The following is a 24241-nucleotide window of genomic DNA, read 5'->3' on the forward strand; positions in this document are numbered from 1 at the left end:
GCCCCCTTTCGGACGTGGAGCGTCTCGAAGGTTCCCTTCAGAACGGGATCCGGGCCCGTGTTTCGGAGCCGGTGTCCCCAATGCGGCATTGGAGACCTTGAACGTCTCCAACGCCACATTGGGGACACATTTGCCCTACCCCTCAATAACAACACTCGCCACTCACGACCCCTGCGCGGGACGGCGACTTTCGTTTCAGTGCAGGACCTTCAGGCCCACCACACAGGCCACGATGCCCACGATAAGCAGAATTCTGGCCAGGGAAACGGTTTCCGCGCCGGACCACATGCCGTAGCCGACGGTGAGCGACGCCCCGATCCCGACCCAGACCGCGTAGGCGGTGCCGACGGGAAGGTCCTTCATCGCGTAACCGAGGCCCACCATGCTCGCCACCAGCGTCACGCCGAAGATCACCGACGGCGTCGGCCGGGAAAGTCCCTCGGACCTGCCGAGGGCGGTGGCCCACACGGCTTCCAGCACACCCGAAACGATCAGTACAAGCCACGACATGACGCGCTCCCAGAGCGCCGTCTTGTCGCTGGCCGGGTACGGCACCCACTCGTCCGGGGACCTCGATCACGAGGTTCCGTACCCAGGATCGCACAAGGGCCGGGCGGGGCGCACTCGGGTTGACGAAGATCACCACGCGACACACCATTGTGGACGGTCATCATGATGCGAGGACATTTACGACGGGTCGGGAAACCGTCAAGGGATAACGATTTTCGCCGCTTTTCGGAAAGGATCGAAAGTTACCGGAATTCCTCCGTTCGGGTGTAACCCTTCGCGGCCGCATACCGACTGACCGGTGTCGGCAAGAGCTGGAGGAAAAGTGTCCTTGATCGGACGGCCCCCGGATACGCTCGATCTCGATACCGGGCGTCTGTCTCGTCGCGTAGCCCGCACCACGGCCGCGATGGACGCGCTGGACGCCGAGATCGGCGCCTGGCTCGTGAGCCGTTCCGGCGATCCGGTGTTCCGGCGGTTCTCGTCTCATTTGCGCACTCTGGAAATCGCGCTGACGCGCATGTGCTCCCGATTACGCGCCGAGATCGAGGCGGTTTCCGGGGACACGGCCGAGGGCTATGCGCATTGCCGCCGCGTCGATCGTGGCCTCACCACGTTGAGACGTCTCTTCCTCTGGTACGCGGAGAAGTACGACCAGCGCGCGGCAGGCGGTCATCAGGCCGTGCTCGCCGCGGCCGACGAACTCGCGCGAAGCTGCTGGAGCGCGGGATTCGCCGCGGTGGGCCGGAAACCACCGACCGGACCACTGTGTTTCGTCGACAACCGGACGGACGCCGTTGCCCGCCGCCGGTGTGACCTGCCGACGGAACTCAGGCCGCCGTCCGACGATCCGCTGATGGAATTCGTGGACCGATTGCCGATCCCGGTGATCGCCCTGCCGGAGCAGGCGGTGCGCGAAGGATGGTGGGTCGTGCTCGCCGCCCATGAGACGGGGCACCACGTGCTCCACGATCTCGATCTCGGCGTTCCGGTGCGGCAAGCGCTCCGGGAGGCGGTTCCGCGAGACCTGGCCGCGAACTGGGTCGCCTGGCACAACGAGGTGTTCGCGGACGTGTTCTCGCTCCTCATGGTCGGGCCGGCCGCCGCGTGGGCGATCGACGAGTTGCAGTACGGCCCACGGGAAGGGATGTCGCTGGCGAGCGGGGGATACCCGCCGCCGTTGGTGCGGCTCGCGTTGCTGGGCGAGACGCTCAAGGCGCTCGGCGCGCCCGCCGGTATCCCGTGCGCCGCCGACGCGGCCGCCGTCGAGGACGCGAAGACCGCGCCGCAGCTGGCCGTCGTCCCCGACGTCGTCGCCGCTCTGCTGGATCTCCCGCTCGGTGACACGAAGCTGCGCTGCCTGGCGCTGGACGAAGTCATCCGTACCGGGCCGAGCGTGCGGGCCTGGTCCGCGCAGCTGACCCGGCCCGAACCCGCGATCGGCGCGATCGAAACGCGCCGGGCCCCGCGGCTGCTGATCGCCGCGGCGGTACACCGCTATCGCGCTCTCGCCCCGGCGGCCGGGGATGCCGTGACCGGAAGGCTGCATACGGCGTTGCTGTCCCTGCTCGGCCGCAGCGGCGTCCCGGGCCTGCTCGCCCCGTCACCGGAGACGGATGTCGAGACCTTGGCGGACGCGCTCGGGGAACTGCTGATCGAAAGGGCCGCCGAAGGTGAACCTGCCTAGAGTCGTCGTCGATGTGGCCCGCCGCGACCCCGGTCCCGGCTGGACCGTCACGGTCACCGGCGACGGCGTCGACGAGCGATTCGAGCTGGACGCCGTGACGATGGACGTCTGCGGCCGCGAATTCACCCTGCCCCATCGCGGAGACCTCGACGTCGAGGACCTTTCCGGCAGGCTGGCGCGGATCGACGACCGCGCGACCGTCGCGGGTGACGTCTGCGCCTACGGCGAATGGCTCTTCCACAGCCTGCTGGAACCCGTCTGGGCCGATGTCCGCAAGCTTCCGTGCGTCGTCGCGGCCCGCGGGGTGGAACTGGCGCTGCGCTGGCCCGTCGACGACACCGCGCTGCATCAGCTGACCTGGGAAGCCATGAGCCACGAGGGGATCCCGCTGGCCAACGATCCCGATCTGCTGGTCGCGATCACCCGGCTGGTCCCGGAGCGGACCGGCCCGGTCCAGACGATCGAGCGGACCCCCAGGGTGCTCTTCGCGGTCGGTGGCGCGTTGCTGGACGACACGATCCGGCCCGGCGCGATGTTCATGGGCCTGGTGCGCGCCTTCGACGCCGACGGGGTCTGCGCGGCCAAGGCGGTGCAGAGCGTCGACAGTGACGAACTCGCCCGCCACTGCTCGGAATTCCAGCCGGACGTCGTGCACCTGGTCGCCCACGGCGACGTCGTCGACGGACACGGCAAGCTGAAGCTGGCCAAGGGTGAATGGGCGGGCGCCGACGTGCTCGTCCCGGCCATGACCAGGACCTCGCGGCCGCTCGCGGTGGTGCTGAGCGCCTGCCGTACGGGTTCGGGCGGGCTCGCGGAACCGACCCCGGCCGGACCGCTCGCCGCCGAACTGGTGGCGGCGGGCATCCCCATCGTGTCCGCGGTCGCGGGCGAGGTGAGCGAACAGGCCTGCAGGCTCTACAGCAGGCGCCTGGTGGAGGCGATCAGCGACGGGACGCCGCTCGCGAAGGCCGTCGCGCAAGGACGTCAAGCGGCGTTGTCCCGGACCGAACCCGGGCTGCAGCTGGATTGGGCGATGCCCGCGCTGTTCGTCTCCGAATCGGTCGATCCCGCCTTCCGCCCGGTGAACCGCGACTCCGCCGAGTGGCTGACCAAGGCGGCCCGGCAGCTGGAGCTGCGGGTGCCGCCGGTGTTCATCGGCCGGGACGCGATCCTCGGCCACGTGGACGACATGTTCGACCACAAGAACCCGCTCGGCGTGATCGGCGTGATCCGCGACGGCTCACTGGAGCGCCTCGGCGGGACCCGGCTGCTCCGGGAAATGGGGTACCAGCTGTTGATGCGCGGGCATCTCCCGATCCTGCTCGGCCCGTACGGGCTCGGGGCCGAACCGGGCGACCTGCGCAGATTCCTCTTCGAGATCTACGACAAACTGAAGGATCTCTCCAAGCGGCTCGGCCTCACCGTGCCGCGCTTCGATCTGCTCGAGGCGGAGTACCCGGACGCCGACGACCCGGACGTCCGGCCGCGTATGCGCAACCACATCGCGGCGCTGGACCGCTTGCGCCGCGGTACCGGGGAGCTGCGACCGGCACTGGCCAGGGAATGCCTGGAGGCGGATTTCGAGAAGCTGGCCGGGGTGGCGGCCGCACGGGGCGAACCGTTCGGTGAGCACACCAGGGTCGTCGTGCTCGCCGACGAGGTCCACCGCTGGCCGTTCGTGGCGGAGCTGGCGGCGTGGCTCCAGACGACGGGTGAGCTGGGCCTCGGTTCCGGCGACAGCCCGGCCCCGTTCGTCTTCACCGCGTCCTCCCAGGACGACGGCGGGCGGCTGCTGAGATCGTTGAGCGATCTGAAGTACGGCCAGCCGGGCTACGCCTTCCCGCCGCTGGACGAGCTGGAGGCGGACGAAGCCCTGCTCGGATTCCAGTGGATCCTGCTGAACCCGTGGCTGAAGGACGACGAGAAACACCGCAAGGTCTACGCCGCGCTGCCGGACGCGGACTGGGAGGTCGTGCGGTCCGCCTTCGATTTCCTCGAAGGAAAACCGGCGATGGTCAAGGAACGCATCTTCTACAAGGTCGCCAACCTCTTGCACGTCAACAAATGTTTCACCGCGGACGACGACTTCGCGACCTGGGACCGATTTCTGGGATTGGGCCGATGATGGAGCATTTTCCGGACGAGCTGCGGCGGCTGCTGACGCAGTGGCAGGACAATCCCGCCGCCGAGTTGCTGGACGAGCTGGGCCTCGATTCCCGGACGCTGTGCCGGGTCAGCCTCTTGCCCGAATGGACCCCCGAACTCGCCGTCCGGCTGCATCTGACGGGGCCGGGCGAGCTGCCCGGCCTGGTCGAAAGGCTGGTCGAGGCCGACCTCATCGAGCGGCGTGCCTCCCGCACCGCCGCCGGTGACGCGCCGGGGCCGTTCTGGATCCGCACCCGGCGACGTCGTGAGGTCGGCGACTACCTGCGGGACAAACTCGGCGTCCAGCGTCTGCAGGCCGAGTACAACCTGTTCTGCGGCGAGGTCAGCAAGCTGGACCACGACGGCCTCGGGGTCTGGTTGCTGGTGCGGCGGTTCTACTCCGATCCCACCGGCGCGCTCCTGCTGGACTGCGTCGAAGGGTTTCTGCGCGAGCGGGATCTCGCGGCCGCGGCGTCCACCGTCGCCACCACCCGGGTGGTCAGCGACGTCATCGGCGGCACCCTCGAAGACGCGGTGAAACGCGCGCAATGGCGGCTGGACCGTGAATACCGGACGAAGGACGACCTCGGCCACCTGAGCGGCTATCACCGGCGGAGCGAGATCGAGGACGTCCTCGAAGAACTGATCCACGGCCGCGACGGGAAATGGGCCGCGCATCTGCTCGGGAACGCGGGCGTCGGCAAGACGATGGCCATCCGATACCTCGCTTCGGGCAAGCTGGCCGGGGATCGCGGACTCGGGCGGTTCCCGGTGGCGCGCGTGGACTTCGACCACCTCGATCCGAGGTACCCGGAGCGCCGCCCGGGGGAGCTGTTGCTCGCGATGACCGACGAGCTGCTCGGCTTCGCGACCACCCGCGACGCCGAGCACCGGTACCGTGCGGTCCGCGACGCCGCCGATGCCCTGCACGAAGAGCTTTCCCGGTCCTTTCCCGATCCCGTGCGGGCGGAACGGCTCCGGCTGGAGGCCATCGAGCGGTTCGCGGATTTCGTGCGGCGCCTCCCGGCACCGGTCGTCCTCGTCCTGGACACCTGCGAAGAACTCGCGAAGCTCTACGCACCGGGTGCGCAGGCGCCCGCCATCGATCAGACCTTCGATCTGGTGGAACGGTTGCACGACCAGGTGCCGAGCGTCCGGGTCCTGTTCGCCGGGCGGCGCAAACTGGTGTCGGCCCCTGGTGACGGACCGCACGGGGGCCCGAGCCTGAAACCGCGCGAGCATGTCCGGATCGTGCCCATGTGTGGCTTCACCCGCTCCGACGCGGAGGGGTATCTCGCCGAACGCGAGGTGCCGGTGGAGGTGTGGCCCGCGCTGCTGGACCGGTCGCTGGAAGACGGCCGGTACAACCCGTTCGAACTCGCGGGGCTCTGCGACTGGGTCCGCGACGAACCAGCGCTCGACCTCGCCGGGCTCACCGGCAAGGACAAGGACCCTTATGTGGAACGCCGGATCCTCGCGCGCATCCAGGACCGGCAGGTCAACTCGGCGCTCCCCGTCGCCGCCGCGTTCGGGGAATTCGACCGCGATCTGATCACCCCCGCGCTCACCAGGGCCAGGGTCGACGTCAAGGCGGCCTTCGACGGGCTCGCGGCACAGGAATGGGTGAACGTCCGCAAACTGGGCAGGGACGGGATGCCCAGCGTGCTCGAGATCGACGAGCACATCCGTGAACGGCTTCGCGCGGTCCTGGACCGGTCGCCGGAGCGTCCTTCACCCGACCCGCACGCGCTCGGTCGCGACGCCGCCGCGGTGATCAAGCAGAAGCCGTTCTCCGAGGTGGCGACGGAGACCGTGGTGGCGGCCGTCCGGCTGCTCCCTCCCGAAGAGGCGGCGGACCTGTGGCGCTGGCTCGACGACGCGATCGTCTCCCGGCGTGAGTGGGCGTGGGCGGAGGGCGTGGCCGCGCGGGTCGCGGCGATGGAACAGGCCAGGGTGACCTCCGGCGGCCCGACGATCCTGGCCGCGGTGCTGGCGACCGCCGCCGCGGCACGCGTCCACAATGGACACAGAGACGGACTGGAGCGACTGTGGTCCGGAGTCGAGGAACACGCGGCGAGAATGCCGGGAAAGGGCTCGGCGGCGCTCCAGGTCCGCGCCCGGCTCGGCCAGATCTCGGTGGACGAGTCCGACGACCTGCCCGACCACGTGGCTTCCTTCCTCGACCTGTGCCTCATCGACGATTCGACGGTCCCGGCGGATTCGATGGTCGCCGCGGTGGAGAACCTGATCACGCGTCCCGCGTCACCTGTCTTCTTCCTTTTGCTCAGGGAAGTGCTGGAACGCTTGATCGAGCGGGCGCAGCCCAGGCTCGCCGCCGCGGCCGCGATCCTGTTGGCCGGGCTCTGGCTGCGACGCGATGTCGAACGGCCGGTGCTGGACGATCTGGAGCGCGCGACGAATCGCCTGCAGGAGTGCCTGCGTGACGAGGACCGGAACCTGTGGGATCCGCCCGAGTACGCGGACTGGGTCGTACCCCGCGGGCTGCTGGAGCGGCTGCGGCTGATGCGGGTCCTGATCGCGCTCTACGGCGGGGAACCCTTGCCCGAGACGGAGTGGCGAGCCTGGTCCGGGGAACTCCGGCTCGCCGGCGACGACATCGACGCCGACCGCCTCCGTGCCGCGCTCCTCGACCACCGACTGGCGTCGACCGTGGACGTGGCGATTCCCCATCTCCGGCTGGAGCCGCTCTCCGGCAGACCGCTTTCCTGGCTGCACAACGGTTTCGGCCGCCCGCTGGTGGTGGCGATCGCCGACGCGATGGGTATGCGGGGTGACTACGACCGGGCCGCGGAACTGCTCGAACGGCAACGGAGACTGGCCGTCGCGGCGGGCGATCAGGCGGAACTCATCGAGAGTTGCGACCTCGCCCTGCTCCGGTTGTGCCGCCAGGAGGGAACGCAGCGGCACGCGCACGTCAGGAGTCTCGCCTACGAGGGCACGCCGAGATTGCGTGACGAGGCGTGCCTCGTGCTCCGGTTGTCCGGGAACATCGTCGGCGACTGGCGTGAGCTCTGCACGCCGTTCGGACGCTGGCGGTGCGATCCACGCGGCACACCACCGGCCCGGGACGAGGCCGACCGGTGGGCCACCGACCACCTCGACCATTGGGAAGCCGAAAGCCTCGGACTGCCACCGCCCGTTTCGAGGCTTCCCGTCGACGGCCCGCTGGCATCCGGACGTGCTTCGCTCATGGCCGGGGAGATCCACGCGAAGCTGGGGCATGTCGAAGAATCCTGGCGTCTGCTCGAAAACGCCGAAGAAGCGTTCTCGTCGTGCGGCTTTCCCGAGGGAATCGATCGTGCTCGCGCGCTGCGGATGCCCTCCGTCGAGGTGGCGCAAGCGTCCTCGAAGCGCGCCAGGCGTCGCCGCTGGACGCCCGAGGTGGTCAGGCTGTTCGCGGCGTTCCTCAGCTACACCGTGGGGGCGTATGTCCACCGCTGCCGCCGCTGGGTGGCGGGGCACACTGGACGGCAGATGAGCTTCGTACTGCTCATGTGCCTTGCCCTCGGTGTCATCGCTTCCGTGTTCAGCGCCGTGTCGGGTGGTTCCGCCGGCTGGGTGATCGGGCTGGGGTTGGGGGTCGCCGTGGTGATGGCCTTGAGCAGGGTGGGGGCGGCCGACATGGAATTCACGGTGCGACGGCTGGAAATCCGGCGACAAGGCCCGGACAGTCTCGCGGCCGACTATCTCTTGACCGGCTATCCCGGGCGGGAACTCGCCAAACTCGCCGAGGAACCGAAAAAGGACCGTGAGCGGAAGTATCTCGCGACCCCGCTCTGGTCCGAGGTCTACCAGCCGGACATCGAGCCGCCCTTCCCGGAGGGCGTGGTGGACCTCCTGGTGGACCTGATGATCCCGACCACCACGGCGATCGTCCTCCTGGAGATCCCCCGCGAGGACCAGTTCGCCTTCCCCTGGGAAAACGATCTCGGCCAGGGAATGCCGACGAAGGACCTGCCCCGGGTCGTGTGGACCCGGTGGCTTCCCGGACCGGTGGCCGAACCCGGTGTCCTGACCCGGCCCGCCGGCGGGAAACTTCTCCACGCCCCGGTGAGCCTGTGGCCGGGCCCGGTGTGGAACGAGGACATGCCCGGATTCAAACGGCTGGTGCACGTGGTGGGCACTCCGGTGCGTTCGTCGGCGGGCTGGCAGTTCCGCGTCCGCGACACGTTCGGGGAAGCGAGCCGCGCGTCGAGCCGTGGTTCGAACAGCCGCGAAGACCTGCTGGACCTGTACTCACTGACCAAGGACCCGGTGGCTTTGGTGGTATTGCAGGCGGAACCGGTGGACGGACCGCCGACACCGCTGGGAAGGGCACGTGAGCCCTTCGTCCGGGCGGCGACGGCGGCGATGGACAAGGCGGTCGACGCGGTGCTGGTCATCCCGCCGCTGCCGGACCGGCTCGCCAGGGACGCCGTCGAGATGATCTGGCGGGCGGCGAACCGTTTCGAGGGGACCACCGGGCCTGCCTTGTTCAGTCTCGTCGCCGATCTGAAGACGATGGTGTACAAGGCGGACCGCGTCGGGACCGACTCGCCGTACGCCTGCCTCGACGTGCTGTTCTTCCTGCGGGACAAGAGAAAGGGAACCTCATGAGCGGAAACATCCGCAAAGTCGGTGACCAGGTGAGGAGCTGGTTCACCACCAACGCGAAACAGCTCACCCTGAGGTTCTACGCCGACGACGGCGCCGAGCCCTTGGACCCGGGCGAAGGGTATGTCCGGTTGTGGCTGGCCGAAGGGTTTCTCGCGACCGCCCGTAGCTGGGGTAACGACCACTTCCCGGCCCTGCACGGCGGGGTGACGCTCAGCTTCGCCGGACGCGCGACTCCGTTCACGCGGTTCACCAAACCCTCGGCGCCGCTTTCGGCCGGGGTGTATCTGGATTACCCGATGACGACGCTGCTTCCGTTCGTCGGTGGCACCGTCGAGCTGGAAGCGGGGCTTTACCGCGCCACGGTCGCCGGGCCGCTGGCCGCGGCGGTCGAGATCGGCGGGAAGCTGGCCTCGCTGATCGGACCGCCGCTCAGCATGGCCGCCGACATCGCGGACAAGATCTCCCAGGGACTCGGCATCGTGCTGGACGCGCAGAAGGAGGCCCCGGTGCTCGGCCTGCACCACACGCTGGTCTCCGACGGCGGTGGCGGGCAGGTTCTGCGCTCCGGGAGCCTCGTGCTCATCAACGCCCAGGAGCACGAACTGCCCGCCGGCCTCCGGATGGAGAACGGCAGGCTACGGAGCGACTCCGGCCTCCTCACCGGGTTCGACTACCTCGTCCTGCGGGTCGAATGCCGGACCGAGCACGACGAACTGCGCTTCCCGCAGCTGGCGTCGCTCCAGCAGCGCGCCGCCACCGAATGGTTGTCCGGTGAGGTGGAGCGGTTCAAGCAGATCCGAGCGCTGGCCATCACCGAAGCCGTCGGCTCGGCCGATCTCATCGCCCGCGACCGGTTCAGGCTCGCGAAGTACGTGGCGGATCAGATCGATCTGGTCAAGGAACTCGGCGCGGTCCCGCAGGAGGACGGGGGCTTCGATCCGGTTCCGGCCCGGCTGCTCCCGGACGCCGAGGAGGTCGCGAAGCTGACTTTGGACGACCTCCTGGCGTGACCCTCATGCTCAGGCCCGGCTCTTGCGGAACCTGATCTCCGGCAAGAGGTTCTTGCGCCTGAGCACGAACAAGGTCCCGCCGATCAGCACGACGGCGATCAGGTAACCCAGTGCCAGGGACACCGCGCCGCCGTTCGCGGGCGGGAGGAGCACCCCGAACACCGCGCTGATCCCGGCGAGGATCCAGCGACCGCGGCCGGTCGTGAGGCTCACGGCGAGCAGCGCGACCGTCCACAGGAGATACCACGGCTGCACGACCGGACCGAGGACCAGCATCGCGGCGAAGGTCAGCCCCGCGCCGTAGAGCGGATGCAGCTTCTCCCGGTAGGTGAGCCACAGCAGCCTGGCCCCCACGGCCAGGCCGAGGATGGCGCCGATGAGCGAGAACACCTTGATCGCGCCGTCGGTCAGGTCCGCGCCGAAGAGCTTGCCGACCCCACCGACGAGGAAGCCGAGTTCGTTGGTGGGCGCCATCCAGCTGTGGACCTGCCCGGAAACCCCGGAAAGTACCCGGACCCAGCCGAAACCGAGCCCGCTGCCGAGGGAGATCGCCACCGTGACCGCGGCGAATCCGGCGGGCAGTCCCAGCGCCACCGCCACCCGGCCGGCGGGGGTCGCCCGGCGGAACAGGTCGACGCCGACGAACAGCAGGGCCGCGACGGCCACGATCTTGACGTTCGCGGCGGCGCTCACCGCGATCACACCGGCCGCGATCAACGCGGGCCGGGCGGCGCCGGTCCTCGCCGCGCCCATGAGGACGAGTTCCAGCCCGGCGACCATCAGGCCGACCATGAGCCCGTCGTTGTGCACGCCCGCCACGACGTGCCACAGCACGAGCGGGTTGAGCAGGGCAAGCCACAGCGCGATCGACGGCGACACCCCGGCGCGGCGGGCGAGCCGGGGGAGCGCCCACGCCATGAGCGCGATCCCCGCCAGCCCCAGCAGGCGATGCAGCAGCACCGTCGCGACCAGCTCGTCCCCGGCGATCCCGGCGATCGTGCGGGCCAGCGCGACGAACGCCGGACCGTACGGCGCGGGCGTGTCCCGCCAGTAGTGGCTGACCGCCAGCGTCACCGGCGAATCGGCGCCGAGCGCCTCGGCCGGTCCGACGAGATAGGTGTCGAAGCCCTTGGCGGCGATCAGGCCCTGTGCCAGATAGCTGTTGATGTCGCCGCTGAACAGCGGCCGCGCGGCCAGCAGCGGTACGCACCACGAGACCGCGATCCAGTACAGCCGCCGTTCCGGCAGTGCGGCGGCGAGCCGTCCGATGCCCAGCCAGGACAGCACCAGGGTGGCCATCCCGGTGACCCCCAGCGCCACCACCAGGACCGAGGGCAGGCCGATCCCGGACGTGACCAGCACCAGCACGGCGATCCCGGTGAATCCCGCCCAGTGGAGTGTCCGGAGGTTCAGCCCGGTCTTCTCCGGCGCGGGCAAGACGTTCTGCATGCGGTCAAACTACTCCAAGTGCGGAGACCGGTTCCGCCGATCGTCCGAGAAACGGTCGCCAGACGCTTCGGCCCGGTGCCGGCCGGGTATCCCCGCCCTGGAGAGGCGGTGGTGGGCGTGAAGAAACGCTGGGTGCGTCTCGGCGCGTTCGCGGTGATCGGGCTCCTGATCGTCGCCGCGGCACTGCAGATAACCGGTCTGCTGCCGAAGATCGACCCGTTCGGAACGTCCACTGTGGACCGTTCGCAGCCCGCGGTGCTCCAGGCCGTCCGCGATCTGAGCCAGTATCACGCGGCGGCCGGTGACTACCAGGTCGTCGTCGACATCGAGAAGGACGTCAAGTGGGTGCCCGCGAGCATCGCCGGGGAGCGGACCCTGTTCGTGGCCGCGGGAACGGTCGACGCCTACATCGATTTCGGGCCGCTGGTGGAGAATTCGCTCACCGTCTCGGAGGACCGGCGGTCGGTCGAGGTGCGGCTGCCGGAACCCCGGCTGGCGAAACCCAATCTGGACCACGAGCGCAGCTACGTCTTCGGCCAGGAACGCGGTCTGATCGACCGGCTCGGGGCACTGGTGTCCGTACCGGATCAGCGGCAGTTCCATCTCGCCGCGGAGCAGCGGATCGCCGAAGCCGCGCAGCATTCCGGTCTGCTCGAACGCGCCAAGGCCAACACCAAGTCGATGCTCACCGGGATGCTGCGGGCCTTGGGCTTCGAGGTGACGTTCCCGGCGGAGCCGGCCACCTGACCTCGCTTCGTACCCGGATGAAGCAGAGCGCGCCCCAAGCACTCATCGCCGCACGATGATTCTCCCGCGAACGTGCTGTGCTTGCCGCACCGCCTTGACCGTGCGGCCGCGTACTGGTGGGCTGGCAGGGTCGAGTGGGAGGCGCGATGGTGACGAAGCCGAGGCAGACCTTGACCTATACCGAGCCGCTCGCCACCGGAGAGGTCTCGATCGACGCCCCGCCGGAGAAGGTGTACCGGTTGATCAGCGACCCCGTCGCGATGGCCGAATGCGCCGAGGAACTCCGCAAGGCCCGCTGGATCCGCGGCGCGACCGAGGCCGCCGTCGGGAACTGGTTCTCCGGCAGCAACCGCAACGGCCTGCGGCGCTGGGTGACCCACGCCGAGATCATCGAAGCCGAACCGGGGCGCCGGTTCGCCTACCGGGTGCGCACGCCGTTCTTCGTGCCGATTTCCCGCTGGGAATACGACATCCGGCCCGACGGCGACGGCAGCCGGGTCACCGTGACCAACTGGCTGCGGGTACCGCCGTGGTTCGTCCCGCTCGCCATCCTCATCACCGGTCAGCCCGATCGCGCCGCGACCAACCGGGCCAATATCGCCGCCACCTTGCGGCGGGTGAAAGCGCGGCTCGAGGGCCGGGAATGGCGCGTTTAGCGGGCTAAACGCGAGGGTGCTGCATGCCCCGCTTCTCGAGTTTGCGCATCACCGGACCGGACAGCAGGCCGTGCACGAGGACCGACACCGCGATCGTGAGCGCCGTGACCCGCCAGAGGGAGTCGGCCATCGGGAAGTCGCCGTGCCCCAGGGCGTAGGACAGGTAGTAGAGACTCCCGATCCCGCGGATGCCGAAGAAGGCGATCGCCGTCGCCGCCGGGCGGGTGGTGGCGCCACCGAGCAGGGCCAGCCCGCCGAACAGCGGGCGCACGACGACCACCGCCACCACCGCCACGAGGATCTCGACGAGCCGCAGATCGGCCAGGAGCCCGTCGCCCAGTGCGACACCGAGGCCGAGCAGGGCCAGCGCGACGAAGAGCCGTTCCAGCTGATCACCGAATTCGTGCAGTACCCCGTGGTACTCGTGGGAGCGTTCGCTGGCGCGGATGGTCGCGGCGGTGGTGAACACCGCGACGAAGCCGATCCCTCCGAGCCATTCGCACAGCGCGAAGGGGAGGAACGCGATGGCCAGCACCACCAGCCCGTCGGAGTACTCGCCCAGGCGCAGCCGCTCGTGCCGCACCCGGAACATGAGCCAGGACAGCAACCGGCCGCAGGCGAGCCCCACCAGCACGGCGACCGCGAGCGGCACGACGACCTCGGTCAGCAGCCACGGCACGGGAGAGGTGCTCGCCGTTCCGGCCAGGACGAGCGCCACCAGCACGAACGGCATCGCCAGCCCGTCGTTGAGCCCGGCTTCCGAGGTGAGCGTGAACCTGATCTCGTTGTCCGCGCCCCGGCCGTCGTCGGTATGCGGCGCGGGGACCTGGACGTCGCTCGCCAGCACCGGATCGGTCGGTGACAGGACGGCGCCCAGCAGCAGCGCGGCCGCCGGGGACAGGGCGAGCGCCCACCAGCCGAGCAGGGCCACCGCGCCGACCGACAGCGGCAGCGTGATCGCCAGCAGCCGCCAGGTCGAGTTCCACGATCGCCAGCCGATCAGCCGGTCGGACTTGAGCCCGGCGCCCACCAGCGACACCAGGACGCCGAGTTCGGTGATCACCTCCACAGCGCCCACATGCGACCGCGGATCGAGCACGCCCTGGCCGTACGGGTATCCGAACGGGAGCAACCCGAAGATCAGCCCGCCCACCAGCAGGACCAGTGGCATCGACAGCGCGCGTTCGTGCAGCAGGTTCGGCAGCACCGCGGCGCACAACGCCAGAACGCCTGCCCCGGCGAGCAATATCTCCATCCGGGCTGGGTACCCGGCGGGGGCCTCGCGCAACCGGGTGGATCATCCGCCGACTTCGAGTCCTTTGTGGACCGGTCCGCATCCAGAGGACTAAACGCGGGCCGCCTGGGCGTAGCGGCGGGCCAGCGAGGCGAAGGCCTCCTTGAGTTCCGGGGGCCCGACGACTTCGATGTCCGCGTCGAACCGTCCGATGCTCGCCGCCAGCCCGGCCCAGGACCACGATCCGAGCACGAGCCGGCACCGGTCCGGCCCGGCTTCTTCGACGACGCCGTCGCGGACGTAGTGCGCGACGGTGGTGGCGGGGAGATCGAGGATCACCTCTCCCTGGCACGGCCAGTCGCCGGAGCCGTCGGAGCCGCGGAACCTGCTCGCGACGAACGTGGCGACGTCGTCGGCGGGCAGGTCCCGCGGCGTGAACCGCGGGCCCGTCGGCGTCCGCGGCGTGATCCTGTCGGCCCGGAAAGTGCGCCAGTCCTCGCGGTCGGAGTCCCAGGCGACGAGGTACCAGCGGCCGTGCCAGGTGACCAGGTGGTGCGGTTCCACCCGGCGCGGCGGCGAAGCGCCCGCGTAGTCGAAGCGCAGGATCTCGCGGGCGTGCACGGCCGCGCCGAGCGTCAGCAGGACGTCGCCGTCGACGCGGGGATCCGCCCGGTTCGCGGGCGACTCGACGGCCGTGACGCGCAAGGTGTCGATGCGGCGCCGCAACCGCGACGGCATCACCTGCCGGACGGTGTGCAGCGCCCGCATGGCCGCTTCCTCGATCCCCGCGCCGCTGGTGGTGGCGATCTGGAGTGCGACGGCCAGCGCGACAGCCTGCTCGTCGTCGAACAGCAGCGGCGGCAGCTCGGAACCGGCGTCGAGCCGGTAGCCACCGTCGGGTCCCTTGATGGTGGCGATGGGGTAACCGAGTTCGCGGAGCCTGTCGACGTCGCGCCGGACCGTGCGCGGGCTGATGTCCAGCCGTTCGGCCAGCAGCGCCCCCGGCCAGTCGCGGCGCGCCTGCAGCAGCGAGAGCATCGACAGCAGGCGGGCGGAGGTCTTCGGCATGTCTTCCATCTTGCCCCGAGTAGAGGCCACAACCTGTCCTCTACCCCTGCGAGAGTCGTCTTGTGCCAGAAAACGACAACCCGGAGGGCCCGATGACCGCCACCATCCTCGACGCCGAGCGCGCCGACCTGATCGAAGCCCTCGACACCGTCCGCGCCACCCTCACCGGCACCGTCCAGGGCCTCACCGATGACCAGCTCGGCGAGCATCCGACGGTCAGCGAGCTGTGCCTCGGCGGCCTGCTCAAGCACGTCGCGTCGATCGAGGAGATGTGGCTGCGGTTCGCCGTCGAGGGACCGTCCGCGATGAGCTACGACCTGCCGGACGGTGTCACCTGGGCCGACCTCGGCGCCGGGACCGCCCGCGAGTTCCCGCAGTGGGCGATCGACCACCGGAACAACTTCCGGATGCTGCCCGGCGACACCCTCGCGGGGATCCTCGAGCAGTACGCGCGGATCGCCGCGCGGACGTCGGAGATCATCGCCTCGATCCCTGACCTGTCCGCCACGCATCCGCTGCCGGAGGCGCCCTGGAACGAGCCGGGGGCGGTGCGCAGTGTGCGTCGGGTGCTGACGCACGTGATCGCCGAGACCGCGCAGCACGCCGGGCACGCCGACATCCTGCGCGAGAGCATCGACGGGCAGAAGTCGACCTGAGATGCCTCGTGAGTGGTAATGACGGTTCTAACCGTCATTACCACTCACGAGACCCTACCCACAACAAACCGCCGCCCTATTGCTCTTTACCACACCAGACCACTGGTCAATTCCGCCACAACGCAACGATCTGCTTGTATCGGCGGCATGAAACGGCAGGTATCGTCGTCGGCATGAAGATCGCCGTCCACCAGGGCCCGTACGCCGAACTGCCCGGCGCGGTCGCGGCGTCCGGCGCCGATCTGGTGATCGCCGCCGAAATGATCACCACCGGCTATCACATCGGCTCCAGGTCCCACGCGCTCGCGGAACCGGCCGACGGCCCCACCGCGGCCCGGATGTCCGCGCTGGCCAGGGAAACCGGTGTCGCGCTGGCCTACGGCTATCCCGAGTCCGACGGCGGCCGGGTCCACAACAGCGTCCAGCTGATCGACGCGGCCGGGCGGCGCCTGGCGAACTACCGCAAGACACATCTGTTCGGCGACATCGACCGGTCGTGGTTCGAGCCGGGCACCGAGGCGGTCGTGCAGGCCGATCTCGGCGGCGTCCGGGTCGGCCTGCTGATCTGCTATGACGTCGAATTCCCCGAACTGGTGCGGGCGCACGCGCTGGCCGGGACCGAACTGCTCGTGGTCCCGACCGCGCTGATGAGCCCGTACGAACTGGTCGCCGAAACGCTGGTTCCCGCCAGAGCCTACGAAAGCCAGCTGTTCGTCGCCTACGCGAACCGCTGCGACACCGAACAGGAACTGACCTACTGCGGCCGCTCCTGCGTCGTCGCCCCGACCGGCGAAATGCTCGCTCGCGCCGGCGGCGGCACGGAGCTGATCAGCGCCGAAGTCACCCGCGAGGCGCTCGTCGCGTCGCGGCGGGAGAACACCCACCTGGCCGACCGACGGCCCGAGCTGTACCGGACACTGACCGACCAAGGAAGCACCGTATGACGTCCGCCGTTCCGACCGCGATCCACCACGACGAACCGGCCGGACGGCCGATCACGATGTTCGGCCCCGATTTCCCGTTCGCCTACGACGATTTCCTCGCCCATCCGGCCGGGCTCGGCTCGCTTCCGGCCGAGCGGCACGGTACCGAGGTCGCGGTGATCGGCGGCGGGCTTTCGGGCATCGTCGCCGCGTACGAGCTGATGAAACTGGGCCTGCGGCCGGTGGTCCACGAGATCGCCGAGATCGGCGGCCGGCTGCGCACCGTCCGGTTCCCCGGCTGCCCGGACGACCTCGTCGCGGAGATGGGCGCGATGCGCTTCCCGCCGGCGTCCACCGCGCTCTTCCACTACATCGACAAGGTCGGCCTGGAGACGACGCCGTTCCCGAACCCGCTGGCACCCGGAACGCCGAGCACGGTCGTCGATCTCAAGGGGGAGAGCCACTACGCGCGCACCGCGGACGAGCTTCCCGCGGTGTTCGGCAAGGTCGCGGCCGCCTGGGACAGCACGCTGTCCGAGCAGGCCGCCTTCGCCGAGATGCAGAAGGCGATCCGCGACCGGGACACGAAGACGATCAAGCGGCTGTGGAACGAACTCGTGCCGCGGCTGGACAACCAGACGTTCTACGGTTTCCTCTGTGACTCACCCGCGTTCGCCTCGTTCCGCGACCGCGAGATCTTCGGGCAGGTCGGCTTCGGCACCGGTGGCTGGGACACCGACTTCCCGAACTCCATCCTCGAGATCCTGCGGGTGGTCTACACCGGCGCCGACGACGAACACCGCAGCATCACCGGCGGGAGCAGGCAGCTTCCCTTGCGGCTGTGGGAACACGCGCCGGAGAACCTCGCGTTCTGGCCGGCCGGAACGAGTTTGAGCACGCTGCACGGCGGACGGCCGAACCCCGGCGTCGCCCGGTTGCACCGCACCGCGCCGAACAACATCACGGTGACCGACACCGAAGGCCGGATCCGCACCTATCCCGCGGCGGTGTTCACCGCGCAGAGCTGGATGCTGCTGTCGAAGATCGAATGCGACGAGGCACTGTTCCCGATCGACCACTGGACGGCGATCGAGCGCACGCACTACATGGAGTCCTCGAAGGTCTTCGTCCCGGTCGACCGGCCGTTCTGGCTGGACAAGGACCCCGTGACCGGGCGCGACACGATGAGCATGACGCTGACCGACCGCATGCCGCGCGGCACCTACCTGCTCGGCGACGACCCGGACGCGCCCGCGGTGATCTGCCTGTCCTACACCTGGGCCGACGATTCGCTGAAGTGGCTGCCGCTTTCGGTCTCCGAACGGGTCGAGGTGATGCTGCAGTCGCTGCGGGAGATCTACCCGGGTGTCGACGTCCGGCGGCACATCATCGGCGACCCGGTGACGGTGTCCTGGGAGGCCGAACCGCATTTCATGGGCGCGTTCAAGGCCAACCTGCCCGGCCACTACCGCTACCAGCACCGGCTGTTCACGCATTTCATGCAGGACAGGCTGGACGAGCGCCATCGGGGCCTCTTCCTGGCGGGCGACGATGTTTCGTGGACGGCGGGGTGGGCGGAAGGCGCGGTCCAGACGGCGCTCAACGCGGTGTGGGGCGTGCTGCACCACTTCGGCGGCGAGACGGATCCGGCGAATCCGGGGCCGGGCGACGTCTACGACGACATCGCGCCCGTCGAGCTGCCGGACTGACACCGGCGGTCCGCCAGCCGTCCCGTGCCGAGCGCGAGGAGCACGCCCAGAACCGCGCCGACGGTGTTCATCAGCCAGTCGTTGGTGTCGCAGGCGCGGCCGATCGCGGGAACGAGCGCCTGCAGCGTTTCGATCACGGCGGACAGTCCAGCGCCCGCCGCGAGCGTCGTCAGCGGCCGCCCCGTCGCCAGCGCGGCGAAGTACGCCGGTGGCAGGAACAGCGCGACGTTGGCCAGGAGTTCCACCGTGCCCAGCGTCGGCATGGCGAACTGGACCGTGCACAGGATCCCGTCGATCCGGTTCACGGTGGGCACCAGCGTCAGCGCGAAGACCGGCAGGAGGCTCAACCCCGCCAGTGCCCACAGGATCCGGCGCCTGCGGGTGAACACACGACCCAGGGCCGCGCAGACGAGCGCGACCAGGAGGATCGCCACCGGTACGAGGGCCGAGTGGTCGAGCAGGAAGTTCGTGATCATGGCCTGCCGATCCTACGAGCACGCCCGCTCACGCGGTGAACACGACCTCCGCCGCGGGCACCACCCGCAGCCTCCCGCCGGGGTGGATCGCGGTGCTCAGCAGGAGATTGTGCCGGGCGATGACCTGTTCGGCGGTCAGGCCGGTGGTCGGATCGCCGTCGGCGGACGGCGAGTGGCCGTCGCCGACCAGCACGACGTCCAGACCGTGGCTCTGCGCGGACCGGGCGGTCGCGTCGACGCAGTAGTCGGTGGCCAGCCCGGTCAGCACCACGGTGTCGACGTCCCGGTCGACGAGCAGTCCCGCCAGGCCGGTGCGGTAGAAGGAATCCGTCGCCGTCTTGTCGACCACCACGTCGACCGGTTCGAGGCCGAGCAGCGAGCTGACCCGGGTGCCGGGTGAGGAAGGATCGAAGTCCGTGCCGACGGCGCCGATCTGCCGCAGGGCGATCACCGGAACGCCTTCCGCGCGAGCCCTGCGCGCCAGTGCGGCGATCCGGAGCGCCAGCTCTTCGCCGCGCCAGACCAGGGGAACGAGCATGTCCTGCATGTCGACGATCAGCAGCGCGGCCTTCATGTCCGGCAGCCTAGGGGAGCGCGGCGGGTGATTCGGCCTCCGGGATGAGCAGGCGCGGGCCACCCGTGCCGTCGGCGGCGACCGCCCAGACGTCCGAGTGCCCCGGCGAACGGGGCAGCGCGTAGGCGACGGTGCGGTCGTCGAGCCAGGCGGGCTGGTCATCGACGCTGCGGGTCTCGCCGAGCGGCGTGACGGTGCCGGTCGCGAGGTCGAGCACCGAGATCCGCCAGCCCTTGACCGGATCGCCGTCGATCGCGGCCTTGTAGGCGACGCGGGTCTCGTCGGGAGAGAGCGACGGGCATTCCACGTTGTCCCGCAGCGTCTTGACGGTACGGGCCTTGACGTCGCCTTCCACGAGATACCGATGGGAACCGGTGGACATCGTGGCGTAGAACCGGTCCGGGTGCCGGGTGAAGGTGACGCCCCAGAAGTTGACGTCCACCGCCCGGTACGGCGCGCCGTCCACGGTCACGGCGAAGTCCTCCAGCGTCGCTTCGACTTCGCCCGTGGTGAGGTCGAGGATGCCGGCGCGGGTGGAGAACCGGCCGCCGTTGTAGGAGTCGCCGGAGACGAACACCGTCCACGCGAGACGGCGTCCGTCGGGCGAGACCCTGGCCCGGTTGGGCACCCCGACCAGCGGGATCTCCTGGGTCACCGCGAGGCCGCCGTCGAGGACGGCGAGCTGATAGGTGGTCAGGCCGGTCTCCGGGCGCAGGCAGATCCCGGTGCCGCCCGCGGCGTGGACCCGGCTACAGGTCACCGTCGACACCGCCCGTGGCCCGCCGGGATCGCTCGTGGCGACACTGGACACGTGCCCGCGGTCGGCGTCGGCGGTGCTGCGGAACAGCAGTCGCGGCCCGGTGAGGGTGACCGCGCCGCTGGTGCCCGCCGACGCGGTGTCCGGATTTCGCGCCATCCCGACGTAGATCACGGCGGCCGCGGCCAGCGCGAGCACTCCGGTGACGGCCAGCAGCGTGCGGGTGCGGGTGTTCACGGTCGGGCCTTCCTGCCTGGCTTCGTCTTGACCGCCCGCGGGCGTGTCCACAGTGGACACGCCCGCGGGGATCGTCCGGTTACTGCCACACACTCGTGATCGGCGGCTTGTTCGCCGCGTTGGCGATGCCAGGAAGGCCGAAAGCGGCCTCCATGGTGCGCAGGATCGAGTAGTGGTTGATGGATTCGCCGTAGTTCCCCGGCTTCACGTGGGCGCCGACGAAGGTGGTGAAGATCTGGTTCACCGACGTTCCGCTGTCCTCGTCGAAGGTGACGATCAGCAGGCTGTTGTGCGTCTTCGCCCACTGGGCGTAGGCGTCCAGGTTGTTCTTCAGCCACTTGTCGCCCGTGTCGACGGAGCAGTCGTGCATGTCGCTGCAGAGGTCAGGGGTCACGAAGGCGACGTGCGGCAGTTTCGTGAAGTCGGACGGGAAAGCGGAGAACCGCTTGTTCGCCGACGCCGGGACGTTGCTGAAGCTCACCCAGCTGTTGTGCTTGCGGGCGTACTTGCCCTTGGTACAGCCCGTGTAGCCGTCCGACGGCATGCTTTCGGCGTAACCGGTGAAGGTCTTGCCGATCCCGGCCAGCTGGGAGGCGATGTTCTCCTTGTTCCCCAGGTCCTGGCACTTGTTGCTGTCCACGCCATGGGTCGAACCCGCGAACTGGGCGATGTAGTTCGGCTGGCTCGGGTGCGTCGTCCCGTACGCCTTGGTGAACTTGGCGCCCTGTGAGGCGAGCTTGGCGAAATACGGGGCCTTGGAGCTGCCGTTGATCTCCTTGTAGTCCTTGTTCTCGAACATCACCAGCACGATGTGGTCGAACGCGGGCACCTTCGCCGCCGCGGGCACCACCGCGGCCGTGGTGGTGCCCTGGTGCGACACCAGCGTGGCCGCGGCCACGCCCGCCGCCGCCACGGCGGCGACCGCGATGCGTTTCCAGAACATGAAACCTCCTGGGGTCAAGGATCGGACTTCGACGACCGGCCATCGGGTTCAGCGGCGCTCCGCGGCGGTGACAAGGTAAGACATCGGATGTCTTGAAGTGCATCTAAACCTTCCGGGGCGCCCCTGCCCACCAAGATCGCCCGACTGGAGCAATCGGGCGGGGGAAATCGAGGCAAAACCGGCGTGGGCTGACATCGAATCGTGCAAACCTGCATCATGCACTTACGCCTGGCGAGCCGAAAAGGAACGGCGCCGGCCCATGGTTAAACTCGAAGTCGTGAAGTCCTTTTCGTCGAGACCGGCCGGATACACGATCGGGGAACTTTCCGCGATCGTCGGGATGTCGCCGCGCAATATCCGGGCGCATCAGACGAGGGGATTACTGCCGCCGCCGGTGCGGCACGGCCGGTCCGCCTATTACGGCCCGGTCCATCTCCGGCGGCTGGAACGTATCACCACGCTGCAGGAACAAGGCTTCAATCTGGCTTCCATCGCGGCGATGCTGGGCACGTCCACCGCGGATCCGGGTGCCGCGCGGACGAATGCGGCGCTGGCCGAGATCGCGCGCGTCCAGCCACCGGTCTTCTGTGCGCTGGAGCGGCACGGTCTGCTCGGCCGGGACGATTCCGGAGCGGCCGCGATCGCGCGGCCGCCCGTCGCGCAGGCGGTCGCGCAGCTGGCGGAGGCCGGAATCCCGCCGGTCGACGTCCTGCGGTTCCTCGGGCAGCTCATGGACCGGATGGCGCCGGTGGCCGACGCTGTCGTCGGCGCGGCCGCGGAGCGGCTGACGGCGGCGGATTCGCCGTCGGGCGGCGCTTCGCCCGACTTGGGACCTTCTCTCGCGGACTTCCTGGTAAGCGCTTTCAGAGCGGCCGTCGAGAACGCGGTCGAACGCACTTTTCCAGGCGGGGGATCAGGGAAACGGTGGCCGAGGTAGCGGTCGGTTCGCGCCGGGAACGGCGATCGGTCTGGTCCTCGTCCCGTTTATGTCATGAACGGGTAACAGTCAGGTCGACGCGATAAGGCTGGTTCACCTTCCCTATTATCTTTCAAAGAAACTCCTCGGCCGATCGGCCGAGGAGAAATGGCTTTTCGGCCGATGTGCCGAGGAGGAACGGCGGCCCCCGGACGGCGGGAACGAGGGCCGCCGTTGGTCAGCTTCGCCGCAGAGTGATCTGATCTATCAGCGTTCCGTCCGCACTGATCGCCCGGACTTCCAGCCCCGCCGGCGTGCCGCCCGCGGCCGGGACGACGTCGACGGCCACCAGGCTGTAGCCGCGGAACCGCACGCGGGACCAGGTGACCTTCTTGGTCGTACTGTGCCCGTCCTCGTACGAGAACTTCATCGGGATGGGGGAGTCGTTGGCGGTCTCGTGCCCGAGATAGGTGTCGGGGGCGGGGAACTCGGAGACGCTGTCCCCGCCGCCGCCCGCGGTGATGTAGGTGGTGCCGTCCTTGACCGGGTTCGCGGTGCCCCGCGACGGGAGCTTCTTGGTGGCCTTGCCCGCGCGGATCGGGTCGGTGCGCTCGTAGATGTGGTTGTGCCCGTTGAGCACCAGGTCGACCTGGTATTTGTCGAACAGCGGCGCCCAGTCCTGCTGCGCGCCGAGTTCGGCCCCGTTGGAATGACAGGTCGAGTACGTGCACTGGTGGCAGTACACGACGACGAAGTCGATCGTGGGGTCCGCGCGGAAGGCCTTGAGGGTCTTCTCGAGCCACGAGAGCTGCTTGCCCTTGGTGTAGCCGAGGTTGGACGGGCTGTTGTAGCAGACGTCGTTGCCGTCGAGGCTGATCATGCCGACGTTCTGGTAGCGCCAGGAGTAGATGCAGGTGGAGCCGCTCCAGGCGTTGTCCGGCATGGTGAAGCGGGCCCGGACGCCGCCGTAGCCGTCTGCGGAGTACCAGCCCTCCATCTCGTGGTTGCCGAGCGCCATCATCCAGGGGATCCGCGAGGTGACGGGCTCGTTCTGGACGAAGAAGGAGTCCCACAGCCGCGCGTCGTAGGTGTCCTCCTCCGGATGCCCGCCTTCGCCGGTGAGGGCGTAACTCAGATCGCCCATGGCGAGGTGGAAGGCGGGGTCCAGGCCCGCGATCAGGCTGCTCGTCGCGACGGCGTTGTAGCCGACGCCCTGATCGCCGAACGCGGTGAAGGTGAACGCGCCGTCGCCGCCCGCCGCCGGGGCGGTGCGGAAGGTGGCCATGTCGGCGAGCCGGCCGCCGGTGGCCGGGTCGTAGCCCTGATGGCCGACGACGTAGTAGTACGTGGTGTCGGGGAGCAGCCTGTCGAGCCGGGCGTGGAGGTAGTACTGCGTGATCGCCTTCGGGGCGTTCGGCGGGACTTCCTCGACCGGATGCTGCCAGGACATCTGGCTGGTCAGCGCCCGCACCTCGGCGGCGATGGGCGGACTGAAGTCGCCGGGGACGGTGCCGATCCGGATGAACGGCGCGGTCACCGCCGCGGGGACCTGCCAGGAGACCACGACCTGCTGGGCCGGATCCGCGCCGAACGCGATATGCCGTCCGAACGGCCGCAGCGCCGAGCCCGCGGTCTTGTCGGCGTTGAGCAGCACGGTCGGGCCGGGTGACGCGGTGGCGGTGCCGGGGAGCAGGACGCCGCCCGCCGCGAGCGCGGCACCGCTGACCGCGCCCACCCGGAACAGGGTCCGCCGTGAGTACTCGTTGACGAATTTGTCGTGCTTCTCGGCAAGGCTGAGCCGACGATAGGCTTGAGACCTGCGGTTTCGGGGAGTCTCAGACATGATCTGAAGTTAAGAAGGCTTCTTAACTATGTCAACGGGTGAACACGACTTCCGTTCTCACCTGCATCGAACCGTGCAAGCTTCCGG

The 24241-nt window shown here is 69.2% G+C and carries 19 protein-coding genes and 1 riboswitch; of the genes, 10 read left to right on the plus strand and 9 right to left on the minus strand.

What is annotated here, in order from left to right; all coding sequences use genetic code 11:
- Window positions 1–195 precede the first annotated feature (195 nt).
- A complete protein-coding gene (locus L324_RS18660) occupies window positions 196–510 on the minus strand; it encodes a DMT family transporter (RefSeq protein WP_037310189.1) in 315 nt (104 codons plus the stop codon).
- A gap of 11 nt (window positions 511–521) precedes the next feature.
- A riboswitch (guanidine-III (ykkC-III) riboswitch) is annotated at window positions 522–590 on the minus strand.
- Between the two features lie 326 nt (window positions 591–916).
- Between L324_RS18660 and L324_RS18665 the strand changes: the two genes are divergently transcribed.
- From L324_RS18665 to L324_RS18680, 4 genes are read left to right on the plus strand one after another with little or no spacing between them, the layout of a single operon-like run.
- On the plus strand, window positions 917–2194 hold the full coding sequence (locus tag L324_RS18665; protein WP_037309757.1) for a hypothetical protein: 1278 nt from the start codon (window positions 917–919) through the stop codon (window positions 2192–2194).
- Window positions 2181–4319, plus strand: coding sequence for a CHAT domain-containing protein (locus L324_RS18670; protein WP_152546906.1), 2139 nt, complete (start codon window positions 2181–2183; stop codon window positions 4317–4319). The genes L324_RS18665 and L324_RS18670 overlap by 14 nt, the downstream gene beginning before the upstream one ends.
- Window positions 4316–8956 (plus strand): ATP-binding protein, encoded by a 4641-nt coding sequence (locus L324_RS18675; protein ID WP_152546907.1) that lies wholly within the window; start codon window positions 4316–4318, stop codon window positions 8954–8956. The genes L324_RS18670 and L324_RS18675 overlap by 4 nt, the downstream gene beginning before the upstream one ends.
- Window positions 8953–9966 (plus strand): hypothetical protein, encoded by a 1014-nt coding sequence (locus L324_RS18680; protein WP_037309763.1) that lies wholly within the window; start codon window positions 8953–8955, stop codon window positions 9964–9966. Before L324_RS18675 ends, L324_RS18680 begins: the two co-directional genes overlap by 4 nt.
- A 9-nt stretch (window positions 9967–9975) precedes the next feature.
- Here the strand turns inward: L324_RS18680 and mptB are convergent, their stop codons facing one another.
- The gene (gene mptB / locus L324_RS18685; RefSeq protein ID WP_037309770.1) at window positions 9976–11415 is read right to left on the minus strand and encodes a polyprenol phosphomannose-dependent alpha 1,6 mannosyltransferase MptB; all 1440 of its coding nucleotides are present in this window, start codon (window positions 11413–11415) and stop codon (window positions 9976–9978) included.
- Window positions 11416–11526: 111 nt separating this feature from the next.
- Between mptB and L324_RS18690 the strand changes: the two genes are divergently transcribed.
- Window positions 11527–12162 carry a DUF4230 domain-containing protein gene (locus L324_RS18690; RefSeq protein ID WP_037310194.1) on the plus strand — a complete coding sequence of 212 codons (636 nt, stop codon included), beginning with the start codon at window positions 11527–11529 and terminating at the stop codon, window positions 12160–12162.
- A gap of 146 nt (window positions 12163–12308) precedes the next feature.
- Window positions 12309–12818 (plus strand): SRPBCC family protein, encoded by a 510-nt coding sequence (locus L324_RS18695; RefSeq protein ID WP_037309773.1) that lies wholly within the window; start codon window positions 12309–12311, stop codon window positions 12816–12818.
- A 4-nt stretch (window positions 12819–12822) separates the two neighbouring features.
- On the opposite strand, the gene L324_RS18700 is transcribed toward L324_RS18695, so the two are convergent.
- On the minus strand, window positions 12823–14073 hold the full coding sequence (locus L324_RS18700) for a cation:proton antiporter (protein ID WP_037309776.1): 1251 nt from the start codon (window positions 14071–14073) through the stop codon (window positions 12823–12825).
- Between the two features lie 90 nt (window positions 14074–14163).
- Window positions 14164–15120, minus strand: a complete 957-nt coding sequence (locus tag L324_RS18705) for a helix-turn-helix transcriptional regulator (RefSeq protein WP_037310197.1) — start codon at window positions 15118–15120, stop codon at window positions 14164–14166.
- Window positions 15121–15212: 92 nt separating this feature from the next.
- Between L324_RS18705 and L324_RS18710 the strand changes: the two genes are divergently transcribed.
- From L324_RS18710 to L324_RS18720, 3 genes are all read left to right on the plus strand, one after another.
- The gene (locus L324_RS18710) at window positions 15213–15776 is read left to right on the plus strand and encodes a DinB family protein (RefSeq protein ID WP_037309783.1); all 564 of its coding nucleotides are present in this window, start codon (window positions 15213–15215) and stop codon (window positions 15774–15776) included.
- 173 nt (window positions 15777–15949) lie between these two features.
- Complete coding sequence (locus tag L324_RS18715) at window positions 15950–16720, plus strand: carbon-nitrogen hydrolase family protein (protein ID WP_037309786.1); 771 nt, start codon at window positions 15950–15952, stop codon at window positions 16718–16720.
- Window positions 16717–18408: a flavin monoamine oxidase family protein gene (locus L324_RS18720; RefSeq protein ID WP_037309788.1), complete on the plus strand. Its 1692-nt coding sequence runs from the start codon at window positions 16717–16719 to the stop codon at window positions 18406–18408. The genes L324_RS18715 and L324_RS18720 overlap by 4 nt, the downstream gene beginning before the upstream one ends.
- On the opposite strand, the gene L324_RS18725 is transcribed toward L324_RS18720, so the two are convergent.
- The 4 genes from L324_RS18725 to L324_RS18740 form a co-directional block, all read right to left on the minus strand.
- Window positions 18372–18884, minus strand: coding sequence for a VanZ family protein (locus tag L324_RS18725; protein ID WP_037309792.1), 513 nt, complete (start codon window positions 18882–18884; stop codon window positions 18372–18374). The two genes, L324_RS18720 and L324_RS18725, sit on opposite strands and share 37 nt — an antisense overlap.
- A 28-nt stretch (window positions 18885–18912) precedes the next feature.
- Window positions 18913–19458, minus strand: coding sequence for an isochorismatase family protein (locus tag L324_RS18730; protein ID WP_081736393.1), 546 nt, complete (start codon window positions 19456–19458; stop codon window positions 18913–18915).
- A gap of 10 nt (window positions 19459–19468) precedes the next feature.
- A complete protein-coding gene (locus tag L324_RS18735; protein WP_037310203.1) occupies window positions 19469–20452 on the minus strand; it encodes a TolB family protein in 984 nt (327 codons plus the stop codon).
- Between the two features lie 79 nt (window positions 20453–20531).
- Window positions 20532–21395: an alkaline phosphatase family protein gene (locus L324_RS18740; protein ID WP_037309794.1), complete on the minus strand. Its 864-nt coding sequence runs from the start codon at window positions 21393–21395 to the stop codon at window positions 20532–20534.
- 259 nt (window positions 21396–21654) lie between these two features.
- Between L324_RS18740 and L324_RS18745 the strand changes: the two genes are divergently transcribed.
- Entirely contained in the window at window positions 21655–22332 is a 678-nt protein-coding gene (locus L324_RS18745; protein WP_235783571.1) for a MerR family transcriptional regulator, read from the plus strand.
- 217 nt (window positions 22333–22549) lie between these two features.
- Here L324_RS18745 and L324_RS18750 read toward each other — a convergent pair whose 3' ends face one another.
- Window positions 22550–24154: a purple acid phosphatase family protein gene (locus L324_RS18750; protein WP_037309796.1), complete on the minus strand. Its 1605-nt coding sequence runs from the start codon at window positions 24152–24154 to the stop codon at window positions 22550–22552.
- Between the last annotated feature and the right edge of the window lie 87 nt (window positions 24155–24241).

This window comes from Amycolatopsis orientalis DSM 40040 = KCTC 9412 (assembly GCF_000478275.1).
Taxonomy (GTDB): Bacteria; Actinomycetota; Actinomycetes; order Mycobacteriales; family Pseudonocardiaceae; genus Amycolatopsis; species Amycolatopsis orientalis.